Origin of the sequence: Bacteroides timonensis (assembly GCF_000513195.1) — a bacterium.
GTDB classification, from domain to species: Bacteria; Bacteroidota; Bacteroidia; order Bacteroidales; family Bacteroidaceae; genus Bacteroides; species Bacteroides timonensis.
In genome coordinates, this window is record NZ_CBVI010000148.1 from 1 (window position 1) to 12,156 (window position 12,156).

General features: G+C 44.6%; 8 protein-coding genes. 5 read left to right on the forward strand and 3 right to left on the reverse strand.

Annotated elements, in window-relative coordinates:
• Nucleotides 1-1,156 (reverse strand): fibronectin type III domain-containing protein (locus BN161_RS25450; RefSeq protein ID WP_044271647.1); only part of this gene is annotated, 1,156 nt, incomplete at its 3' end.
• A 36-nt stretch (nucleotides 1,157-1,192) separates the two neighbouring features.
• Nucleotides 1,193-2,494: a PEGA domain-containing protein gene (locus tag BN161_RS25455; protein ID WP_244436625.1), complete on the reverse strand. Its 1,302-nt coding sequence runs from the start codon at nucleotides 2,492-2,494 to the stop codon at nucleotides 1,193-1,195.
• A gap of 263 nt (nucleotides 2,495-2,757) precedes the next feature.
• Here BN161_RS25455 and BN161_RS25460 point away from each other — a divergent pair, with 263 nt between their 5' ends.
• On the forward strand, nucleotides 2,758-4,110 hold the full coding sequence (locus BN161_RS25460; RefSeq protein WP_044271649.1) for an MATE family efflux transporter: 1,353 nt from the start codon (nucleotides 2,758-2,760) through the stop codon (nucleotides 4,108-4,110).
• An 83-nt stretch (nucleotides 4,111-4,193) separates the two neighbouring features.
• The gene (locus tag BN161_RS25465) at nucleotides 4,194-4,820 is read left to right on the forward strand and encodes a cytidylate kinase-like family protein (protein WP_007218950.1); all 627 of its coding nucleotides are present in this window, start codon (nucleotides 4,194-4,196) and stop codon (nucleotides 4,818-4,820) included.
• A gap of 84 nt (nucleotides 4,821-4,904) precedes the next feature.
• Here the strand turns inward: BN161_RS25465 and BN161_RS25470 are convergent, their stop codons facing one another.
• Nucleotides 4,905-6,566: a putative transporter gene (locus tag BN161_RS25470; RefSeq protein ID WP_044271651.1), complete on the reverse strand. Its 1,662-nt coding sequence runs from the start codon at nucleotides 6,564-6,566 to the stop codon at nucleotides 4,905-4,907.
• Nucleotides 6,567-6,853: 287 nt separating this feature from the next.
• Between BN161_RS25470 and mutA the strand changes: the two genes are divergently transcribed.
• From mutA to BN161_RS25485, 3 genes are all read left to right on the forward strand, one after another.
• On the forward strand, nucleotides 6,854-8,716 hold the full coding sequence (mutA, locus tag BN161_RS25475) for a methylmalonyl-CoA mutase small subunit (RefSeq protein ID WP_044271653.1): 1,863 nt from the start codon (nucleotides 6,854-6,856) through the stop codon (nucleotides 8,714-8,716).
• Between the two features lie 86 nt (nucleotides 8,717-8,802).
• Nucleotides 8,803-10,950 carry a methylmalonyl-CoA mutase gene (scpA, locus tag BN161_RS25480; protein ID WP_044271655.1) on the forward strand — a complete coding sequence of 716 codons (2,148 nt, stop codon included), beginning with the start codon at nucleotides 8,803-8,805 and terminating at the stop codon, nucleotides 10,948-10,950.
• Between the two features lie 107 nt (nucleotides 10,951-11,057).
• Nucleotides 11,058-11,282, forward strand: a complete 225-nt coding sequence (locus tag BN161_RS25485) for a hypothetical protein (protein ID WP_044271658.1) — start codon at nucleotides 11,058-11,060, stop codon at nucleotides 11,280-11,282.
• Nucleotides 11,283-12,156: the final 874 nt, after the last annotated feature.

Consider the following 12,156-nt stretch of genomic DNA (forward strand, 5'->3'; position numbering starts at 1 on the left):
AGTTAGTAAGTTCCGGGCTGTTTCCCCAATAAATACCTTTCTCTGTAACAGTGGCATTGGCGGAAGTTTCCATCTGCGCTGTGATTGTCACGGAAGTTGTGGTCAGGTCTATTACGGTTACCCGGGTCAACGAAGCCATCTGCAACTCATCTGTAGTGAGTTCGATGGCATTACTATATCCCGTTCCTTTTTCATTGACGGCAAACGCGCGTACATAATAACGGGTTTTGGGAGTCAGGTTTGAGATAACTCCACTGAAACTGCCGATGGCGGTCCCCTCAGCTACCAGTGTGTTTTCCTTTACTTCTGTAGTCGGCTGTCTGCTTTCCGTACTCCAGCAAAATCCCCGTTCGGTAATTGAGAACCCTTGGTCGTCGGTTAGCTTGGCGGTCAGTTTGGCACTGTTTCCCGTCAGTTGACCGATGTTCTCTTCGATGGTGAGTAATGGAATCCGTAGTTTATCGGTGGTGACGGTAACAGGTTCTCCATAACCTGTTCCGGTTTGGTTGGTGGCGAATGCACGAACCATGTAAGTGGTGTTAGGCTGTAACTCGGTTACAGTAGCTGCGAATGTCTCCGCATCTTCCGGTATGCGTACTGTCAGGTCGTTATTGACGGTAGGTGAGGCCTCCCCCTCCACGTACACTTTGTAGGCGAATCCCTTGATAGAAGCCGCATAGCCTCCATCATCAACAATACTACTGTTGAATGTGGCGCTTTGTTCATCTTTACTTTCCATGAGAGTCTCGCTTAGTACGGGGGCTGTGGCTTCTATGGTCCGAAAACGTTGTACCTCACTTTTGATAACAGATTTGCCGCTTTTGGCATAGAGACAAAAGTAATAATCAGTTCCGGGAGTTAGCCCCTGTGCCTGTCCGGCGTAGTGTTCGTTTCCGGTGGAGGCTTGTGCTGCCACGGTTTGTGCTTCAGCCATGCTTTGAGAAGTCGAAAGCATGAAACCGATTTCAAATGTTACTTGACTTTCCGGATTTCTGACGACATTACCTGTCAGTGTAGCACCTGATCTTGTTGCTTCTGTTGCTTGTCCTATAGCAAGAGTAGGGGCATAGGCAGGTGGAACCATTTCTTCTTCACAGGCAAGAAAAGAGGTTATCAAGCTTATGATTAATAAGGTATATATGGAATATTTCTTCATGATATCTTTCTGTTTGTTGTTTCTGGCTGAATAGATTTAGAAGAAAAGACCAATGCCGGCGGTCGCTTCATGGTGTTTGCCGTTTACGGTGTGATATCCACCGGAAATCAGGAATTTGTTGAAACGTAGAAAGATACCGGCTTCCGCTGCTACTCCCGAAGGTGATTTGTCTTTGTCTTTTACAGATTCTCCTTCTTCCGTTTCATAGCATAGCGTACGTGTGCCATAACCTGCTCCGACATATAGATAAAATAGTTTGCTGAGTTGGCGGAAATATCCTCCGGTGACGGACATGCGTGATTGGTGTTTGACACCGGGCTTGTAGAACGGGGCTTCTGTCTCACCTTCTATAACACCGTTTTCGTCACAAACCAAGTCACCTTTGGCCGAACCAAAATCGCTGCGGAACCCTATATAGAATCCATTCTTCTTTTTTCCGAAGCCAAGCATTACTCCTGCAGTTGTCTGATTAGGGTTGTATCCCACTTGCGCCATAATCAGTGTGTTCATAGGTACACGTGGCTTGATGGTACTAGTCATGTGGAAAGTTGGGCGGACAGTCTCACCGGGAACGACATTCAACACCGTATCGATGGGGAAATACTTCTCCTTGCTGATACGTATACGATATTCTTTCGTATTCATGCGGTCACTGCGATATGGAGTTTTACCTACAGCAACGCTGTCAATAAAAACATCAGCATCTTGTTCAGGCAGAGAGAAGATTTCTATATAACCGAATTTGGGCTTTAACGTTACACTTTTGACAACTTGGTTATCTGCTAATGTGACTACTCCCGCGTCAGGTTGATACATGGGAGCTTCCACCCTATAAGTATGTTCTCCTTTAGGCATTGTTGCTGAAAACAATCCATTTTCAATAGGCACTTGTTCTTCATCTATATATACGTTGGCATTTGCCGGTTCAGGGCGTAATATGAAGAATTGCATATTATTTTCTATCACAGGTTTATCCTCTTTGTCACCTGTGTTGAGTACTATTTCATACACAGTGCCTTTTTCTATAATATCCGGATAGAAGTAGTTTCTTAATATTCCGAGTTGATCGTGCAATATAGAGATGCGTCTGGCACCGCGCGGCACATAGATCCAGATTTCACCTGTCTTGTTTTCGCGGGCTGTAATACCTAATGCATCAGGTTCAAACATTAAATCTTTTACATTTGTAACAATGCGTATTAATGCACAAATCTCTCCATTCTGGTCTTTTTTTGGAGCAGTCACTCTGGCGGTGATGTCTGTTTCCATACGATTGAATGAGGCTACACTGATTTTGCTCTGCTGGGCAGATAGCGATGTTGTCGCGCAGAACGTCATTAGACATAGCAATAAAATTGCCTGAATAAGTGTTTTCATAAAAACTACTTGTGTTTTATTTAAATTTTCGTAAAAAGTAATGTTATTGCAAAGGTATTAAAACATTTTAATAAAAGATATATTTTTGATAATAATTTTTCAATGTTATTACATGATTATGTTTTACTGGCTGTATAATAATCTTTTCCTGTGTTTTACTGTACCTTCTTTTGTTTGCTTGCCGGAAAATCAGTACCTTTGCGCCCTGAAAAAAGGAAATAGGTATGACAGGACAAAAGGCGCCCACAGCGTTGGGAACAGAAAAGATTGGAAAACTACTGATGCAATATGCAGTGCCGGCAATTATCGCCATGACGGCATCTTCTTTATATAATATGGTGGACAGTATTTTTATCGGTCACGGAGTAGGCACAATGGCTATTTCGGGATTGGCGCTGACTTTCCCTCTGATGAATCTTGCGGCAGCATTCGGTTCGTTGGTGGGAGTGGGGGCCTCTACGCTGGTTTCCGTAAAGTTAGGGCAGAAAGACTACGATACGGCCCAGCGGATATTAGGTAATGTGCTTGTCCTGAATATAGTGCTGGGATTAGCATTTACGGTAGTGACGATGATATTTCTCGATCCCATCCTTTACTTCTTCGGCGGTAGTGATGAGACGGTGAAGTATGCCCGCGAATATATGCAGATCATTTTGCTTGGTAATGTGGTCACTCACCTTTATCTGGGTTTGAATGCCGTGCTCCGCTCTTCCGGACATCCGCAAAAGGCGATGTATGCCACAATTGCTACGGTAATCATTAATACGATACTCGACCCTGTATTCATCTATGGTTTTGGCTGGGGTATCCGTGGAGCTGCTATTGCCACTATCATTGCACAAATCATTTCACTGATGTGGCAATTTAAGATATTCAGTAACAAAGATGAACTCTTGCACTTCCATCGCGGCATTTTCCGCTTGCGTCGTAAGATTGTAATGGATTCGCTTGCTATCGGTATGTCCCCTTTCCTGATGAACCTGGCGGCATGTTTTATTGTGATTGTTATCAATCAAGGGCTGAAGCGCTATGGAGGAGATTTATCCATTGGCGCATTCGGTATTGTCAATCGACTGGTATTTATATTTGTGATGATTGTGATGGGACTGAATCAGGGTATGCAGCCCATTGCTGGATATAACTTTGGTGCCCAGCAATACGCTCGTGTCTCCCGGGTGTTGAAACTGACAATCATCTTTGCTACAGTTGTTACAACTTCCGGTTTTCTGATGGGAATGCTTGTGCCTGATCTGGTGGTTTCTATATTTACTTCCGATGAAGAACTGATAGCAATTTCGGCACGTGGTTTGCGGATTGTAGTGATGTTTTTCCCCATTATAGGTTTCCAGATGGTGACATCCAACTTTTTCCAGAGTATCGGAATGGCGAGTAAGGCTATTTTCCTTTCTCTTACGCGCCAGATGCTTTTCCTGCTTCCGGCATTGATAATCCTACCCCATTTCTTTGGTGCGGCAGGTGTGTGGTATAGTATGCCATTCTCCGATTTACTTGCCAGCTTGGTAGCACTGGTAATGTTGGTAAGGCAGTTCCGTAAATTCAAGAGAGCGGAAGGATAAGGTGAAAAACGTGTGACTTTTTTTGTTTCTTTCCTATAAATCCTTACTTTTGCTATCAGTAAACCAATATTTAGATTGAAGCTATGAATAAGAAATTCGTTGTGAACATCGGTCGCCAATTGGGAAGCGGCGGAAAGGAGATAGGGGAGAAGTTGGCAGCCCGCTTGGGCATTGATTTCTATGATAAGGAGTTGATAACTCTGGCTTCCAAGGAGAGTGGCCTCTGTCGTGAATTTTTTGAGAAAGCTGATGAGCGTGCTTCGCAGGGAATCATCGGCGGACTTTTCGGTATGCGTTTCCCTTTTGTGGGAGATGGTGCCTTACCTACCCAGAATTGTCTTAGTAATGACGCGCTTTTCAAAGTGCAGAGTGATGTGATCCGTCAGCTGGCCTCTGAGAAGTCTTGTCTTTTTGTAGGCCGTTGTGCCGATTATATTCTTCGGGAGCATCCCCGTTGCGCCAATATCTTTATTTCTGCCTCGCATGAGGCGCGTGTTGCCCGTCTTTGCGCTATGCATCACATTTCGGAAGAAGAGGCGGAAAATATGATGAGTAAGGCAGATAAAAAACGTTCGGAGTATTACAATTATTATAGTTACAAGACATGGGGAGCTGCGGCAACTTATCATCTCTGCATTGATTCTTCGGTGCTGGGAATTGAGAAGACAATAGATTTTGTGGAGGAGTTTGTGAGACTCAAAATCAAGTGAAGCGGAATTATTATTTATAATCGATGAAATAAAAAAGAGAGGTCATGCGAACATGACCTCTCTTTTGCTTAAATACAGCTTGCATTACATCATTGTCAACAATATCATTTGTCCCGCTAGAATACGCAGGAACATTGTCAGCGGATAAACCGTAGAATAGCCTACTGCCGGAGCGTCATTACCGGATGCCTGGTTGGCATACGCCAATGCTGGAGGGTCTGTATTACTACCTGCAATCAATCCCATTAAAGTGAAGTAGTTCACTTTACAATAGAAGCGGGCAATCATACCGATAATCAGTAAAGGAATTACGGTGATCAGGAAGCCATAACCTACGTATGATAATCCGGAACCTTCTACTACGGTTTGTACAAAGTGCTCACCGGCCTCGATACCTACACTGGCAAGGAAAAGCACAATACCGATCTCGCGCAGCATCAGGTTGGCACTCATGGTTGTATAAGTCACTAGTTTCAACTTATGTCCGAACCGTCCGATAAGAATAGCAACCACCAACGGACCACCTGCCAAACCGAGTCTTACCGGAGTAGGTATACCCGGGAAAGCGATAGGAAGACTACCCAGCAGAATACCCAGGAAGATACCCACGAAGATAGTCACAATGTTCGGTGTGTCCAGGCGCTTCAACTGGTTGCCCAATACACCGGCAACCCGTTCTACAGCATCTTGCTGACCCACGACCATAACACGGTCACCTACCTGCAATATCAGGTTCGGATCGGCAAACAAATCCATACCGGAACGGTTGATACGGGTTACATTCACTCCATACATGCTACGGAAATGCAGGCTACCCAATTTCTTACCGTTGATTTCGGACTTGGTCACCAATATACGGCGTGAAACCATTGGCATATCTTGTTTTTCCCAGTCCACTTGAATTTCTTTACCGATGAAAGCGATTACCGCTTCGGCATCTTCCTCGGAACATACGATGAATACCTGGTCTCCGATATGAAATTCCGTATCTTGGTTTGGGATGCTGACATGTCCCTCGTGGCGTATGCGTGAACATACAAAAGGACGTCCCATAAACTCTTTGATCTGGAGGAGCTTCTTTCCGTCGATAGATTCATTACGAACTTCCAGATGCAACATGTGCGGCATGTGTTTCATATCAGAAGTCTGTGTAGAGAGTTCGTCTTCTTCCTTTTTCAGGTTCACCCGGCAGATGTAGCGGATAGCGATAATAGAACCGATGATACCGACAACACCGAGCGGATAAGCGCAGGCATATCCCAATGCGATGGGGTCACCTGTGTAGTTCAGTTGGTTCAATGCTTCCTGTGCGGCACCCAAACCCGGAGTATTGGTGACTGCACCGTAAAGGATACCTACCATCATGGGGAGGTCGATTCCTCCGTCGATGAAGTAAATGCCTAAAGCTACTGCAATATTCAGTACTACAATACCTACTGCAAGCATATTCAGTGTCATGCCTCCTTTCTTAAATGAAGAGAAGAACGACGGTCCTACTTGCAGACCGATACAGAATACAAACAGAATTAATCCGAATTCGCGGATGAAATGCAGGATATGTGTCTCACCCGTAAAGCCGAAATGTCCCATCAGGATACCTGCAAAAAGCACAAATGTGACTCCAAGTGATATCCCGAAAATCTTGATCTTGCCCAAAAGCACGCCGACAGATATTACGAATGCATACAAGCATACGATATGGGCGACGGAGGCAGGGTCCCATAACAAACTCTCTAACCAATCCATAGTTACTTTTGTTTACCTTTTTTATTTACTCATTGAAATTTCGCGCAAAGGTAGGCATTAAAAGGGAGCTGGCAAAGGGTTTCCGGGAGTTTTTATTTTAGTTGCTTTGAGGGTACAGTCCGGTTTCGGAGGAATTGAACACTATCCTTTCAGAATGTCAAACTCCATGCGAATTTTACTTAAAAATCCTTGTTATTATAACTTATTGAGTATATTTGCAAGTCCTATTTTTCGACAAATAGGTAAGTGAAGAGATTACTTAATTATCTTTTTAATTAAAATAAACTATGGCAGACAGTAAAGAAAAACTCTTCTCAGACTTTGCACCCGCCACCACCGAACAGTGGATGGACAAAGTAACAGCTGACCTGAAAGGCGCTGATTTTGAGAAGAAACTCGTTTGGAAAACAAACGAAGGATTCAAGGTAAAACCTTTCTATCGCATGGAAGACCTCGAAGGACTGAAAACGACGGATGCACTTCCCGGTGAATTCCCTTATCTCAGAGGCACCAAGAAAGACAACAACGAGTGGCTTGTTCGCCAGGAAATTAAAGTGGAATGCCCTAAGGAAGCCAATGCAAAAGCACTGGATATCCTGAATAAAGGTATCGATTCACTGGCTTTCCGTGTTAAGGCAAAAGAACTCAATGCCGAATACATCGAAACATTGCTCGAAGGAATCTGCGCTGAGTGTGTAGAGCTGAATTTCTATACTTGTCAGGGACATGTGGTAGGGCTTGCAGAACTTTTGGTGGCTTACTTCCAGAAGAAAGGTTATGACTTGGCGAAGTTGCAGGGTTCCATCGGTTATGATTTCTTCGACAAGATGCTGGCAAAAGGCAAAGAAAAGGGCGATATGGTGCAAACAGCCAAAGCTCTGATTGAAGCAACTGCTGCTCTGCCGGAATACCGTGTACTGAATGTAACGGCTCTGACGCTGAACAATGCCGGAGCATACATTTCTCAGGAACTGGGCTATGCTCTTGCCTGGGGTAATGAATATATGAATCAACTGACAGAAGCAGGAGTGCCTGCTGCTCTTGTTGCTAAGAAGATTAAATTCAACTTTGGTATCAGTTCTAATTACTTCCTTGAGATTGCTAAGTTCCGTGCTGCCCGTATGTTGTGGGCAAACATCGTAGCTTCTTATGATGCCGATGCTCAATGTGCTGCCAAAATGCACATACATGCTGAGACTTCTACGTTCAACCTTACTTTATTTGATGCTCATGTAAACCTGTTGCGTACGCAGACAGAGGCTATGAGTGCTGCACTGGCAGGTGTGGATTCAATGACGGTAACTCCGTTCGATAAGACTTACGATGCTCCGAATGAATTTTCGGAACGTATGGCACGCAACCAGCAATTATTGCTGAAAGAGGAGTCTCACTTCGATAAAGTGATTGACCCTGCTGCCGGTTCTTACTATATTGAAAATCTGACTGTATCCATTGCTAAACAAGCTTGGGAACTTTTCCTGGCTGTTGAAGAGGAAGGTGGCTTTTATGCTGCTGTAAAAACAGGTACGGTGCAGGCAGCTGTGAACGAAAGTAACAAGGCTCGTCATAAAGCTGTTGCTCAACGTCGCGAAGTATTGCTGGGCACGAATCAGTTCCCGAACTTTAATGAGAAGGCAGGCGAGAAGAAACCGTTGGAAGCTACTTGCTGCTGTGGTGGTCATGATACTTGTGGAAAAGATGTGGCTACACTCAACTTTGACCGTGCTGCCAGTGAATTCGAAGCATTACGCCTCGAAACAGAAGCTTCAGGCAAGCGTCCGAAAGCCTTTATGCTGACTATCGGTAATCTGGCTATGCGTCAGGCACGTGCTCAGTACTCTTGTAACTTCCTGGCTTGTGCCGGATATGAGGTTGTTGATAACTTGGGCTTCCCGACTGTAGAAGCAGGTGTGGAAGCTGCGATGGCTGCTAAGGCTGATATCGTGGTGCTTTGTTCCAGTGATGATGAATATGCAGAATACGCTGTTCCGGCTTTCAAGGCTCTGAATGGTCGTGCTATGTTTATTGTTGCCGGTGCTCCTGCTTGCATGGACGAGCTGAAAGCTGCCGGTATCGAGAACTTCATCCATGTTCGTGTCAACGTACTGGAAACGCTGAGAGAATACAATAAGATATTAATGAAGAATTAAGAATTAAGAATGAAGAATTTGGCTGCGCTATAACGCCGCATGGTAATTCTTCATTCTTCATTCTTCATTCTTAATTTCATATAACGATGAGAAAAGATTTTAAAAACTTAGATATATATGCCGCATTCAAGCCCGCTAACGGTGCTGAGTGGCAAAAGGCTAACGGCATCCATGCGGATTGGAAAACGCCGGAACACATTGAAGTGAAGCCTGTTTATACAAAAGAAGACCTGGAAGGCATGGAACATTTGGGCTATGCTGCCGGTCTGCCTCCTTATCTGCGCGGTCCGTACTCAGTGATGTACACGCTGCGCCCTTGGACTATCCGTCAGTATGCCGGATTCTCTACTGCTGAAGAATCAAATGCATTCTACCGTCGTAATCTGGCTTCCGGACAGAAAGGTTTGTCTGTAGCCTTCGACTTGGCTACACATCGCGGCTACGACCCTGACCATGAACGTGTGGTAGGTGATGTGGGCAAGGCCGGTGTATCTATCTGCTCACTGGAGAATATGAAGGTTCTTTTTGACGGTATTCCTTTGAACAAGATGTCTGTGTCCATGACTATGAATGGTGCTGTCCTTCCAATTCTGGCATTCTATATTAATGCCGGTCTGGAACAAGGTGCTAAATTGGAAGAAATGGCAGGTACTATCCAGAATGACATCCTGAAAGAATTCATGGTGCGTAATACCTATATTTATCCGCCTGCATTCTCTATGAAGATTATATCCGATATTTTCGAATATACTTCTCAGAAAATGCCGAAGTTTAACTCTATTTCTATCTCCGGTTACCATATGCAGGAGGCCGGTGCTACGGCAGACATTGAGTTGGCTTATACGTTGGCCGACGGTCTTGAATACCTTCGTGCCGGTGTTGCCGCAGGCATAGATATCGATGCTTTCGCTCCGCGTTTGTCATTCTTCTGGGCTATCGGTACCAATCACTTCATGGAAATAGCCAAGATGCGTGCGGCCCGTATGCTTTGGGCAAAGATCGTGAAACAGTTCAATCCGAAGAATCCGAAATCACTGGCTTTGCGTACGCACTCCCAGACTTCCGGTTGGTCGTTGACTGAACAGGATCCGTTCAATAATGTAGGCCGTACTTGTATCGAGGCTATGGCTGCAGCTTTGGGACATACCCAGTCTCTGCATACCAATGCTCTTGATGAGGCTATCGCATTGCCGACAGACTTCTCTGCCCGTATCGCACGTAACACTCAGATTTATATTCAGGAAGAAACTTATATCTGCAAGAACGTTGACCCATGGGGAGGTTCTTATTATGTAGAGTCTCTGACAAACGAACTGGCTCACAAGGCTTGGGAACTTATTCAGGAAGTAGAAAAACTGGGTGGTATGGCAAAGGCTATCGAAACCGGTATTCCTAAGATGCGTATCGAAGAAGCTGCTGCACGTACACAGGCTCGTATCGACTCCGGTTCTCAGACTATCGTTGGTGTGAATAAATATCGTCTGGAGAAAGAAGCTCCGATTGATATCCTCGAAATCGACAATACGGCTGTTCGTCTGGAACAGATTGAAAACCTGAAACGCTTGAAAGAAGGAAGAAATGAGGCTGAAGTACAGAAAGCATTGGAAGCTATTACCAAATGCGTGGAAACCAAGGAAGGCAATTTGCTGGAACTGGCAGTAGAAGCTGCCCGTGTTCGCGCTACATTGGGAGAAATCTCTTATGCTTGCGAAAAGATTGTAGGACGTTATAAAGCAGTAATCAGAACTATATCAGGCGTGTATTCATCAGAAAGTAAGAATGACAGCGACTTCAAGCGTGCTTGCGAATTGGCCGAGAAGTTTGCGAAGAAAGAGGGACGTCAGCCCCGTATTATGATTGCCAAAATGGGTCAGGACGGTCACGACCGTGGCGCTAAAGTAGTTGCGACCGGATATGCCGACTGTGGTTTCGACGTGGATATGGGACCGTTGTTCCAGACCCCTGCCGAAGCTGCCCGCGAAGCTGTTGAAAACGACGTTCACGTAGTGGGCGTATCTTCATTGGCTGCCGGACACAAGACATTGGTTCCGCAGATCATCGACGAACTGAAGAAACTGGGTCGTGAGGATATCATCGTAATTGCAGGTGGGGTAATTCCTGCACAGGACTATGATTTCTTGTATAAAGCCGGTGTAGCTGCTATCTTTGGTCCCGGTACTCCGGTTGCCAAAGCTGCTTGTCAGATTCTGGAAATCTTGATGGACGAAGAATAAATCTTTCATTCATATATTTTTAGAGAGGCAGGGTATCGTATTAATATCCTGCCTCCAGGATCCGGATCATATAAAGCCTTATCCGCCGATACGGTTACGAACTGTATGTGAAGAATGGCGCTAGCGCTGACTGGAAGCTTGTAGCCGAAGGGAAAAACGGCACTTCCGTACTGATTATCGGTTTCCCGGAAGAGACGGCAACACATTTCAAAATTATCCAGACCGGGACGAAGGGCGGATATTGGTCTATCCACGAACTCTATGCGGCACTGGTGAATGATACTCCTACAAGTATATCACCGGAGGTCGTAGAATCAGCCGTGTCCTCGTAAGGTGAAATTCGTTCACCTTACGAGGACACGGCTGATTGTTTGTAAGATGAGCTGGCCTGCCCGTTGCTTGGCGGACGACAGCAGTCTTGCTACCATTGTATTATCGAATGATTCTTTTCCCATTATATTTTTTTATTAGTAATGCGAATCAGGAGTTGATTTTAATCCAGTAGGGAAAGAAATGAGGTAAATGATTTTAGCCTATGTATTCAATCTCTTAGACGCAGATGACACGGATGACACGGATTTAAAGGCTGCGCTGTCACATCAATAAATAAAAAATCTGCGTCATCCGTGTCATCCGCGTCTAAAAAATAAATCATCACTTCATTCAAAACCGCCCGGAAACGAATTAAATGATAACCTGTACTATCCCGTCATCCTGAGCTTGCCGAAGGCTTGCGAAACTTATGAAGTGATACGGAGCTTGTTTGTTCTTCAAATTTACTTCCATTAGCTGAATTTATTTGTCAGTTATCGTTTTGTGCGGAGATATGAGATAATGATGTCTGGATTGAAATTTCTCCATCCGTGCGACGCTTGATGAAAAAGAATGCAAGGAATCCTTATCAGGAAAATGCAAATAGAAAGCGTATGCGGAATATAAGAAGAATATTGCATGGCAATACTCCTATAAAAGGTTTAAAATGTTTGTTTAAGGTGAATTTTCAATCAAATAGACTTTCTGAAAACGAACGGAATATACCGGAAAGTAGCGGATAAAACCTTTTTCAGAGGAAACTTACGCTCATATTTCGGGGAAAATAACCTTTTATCCGGTAGGGCTACACCCTTTTAAGCGTATGGCTACACCATTTGGGACACATGGCTACATCCTTTCGGGCAAATGGTGTAGCCCTTTTAGCTGCAACTT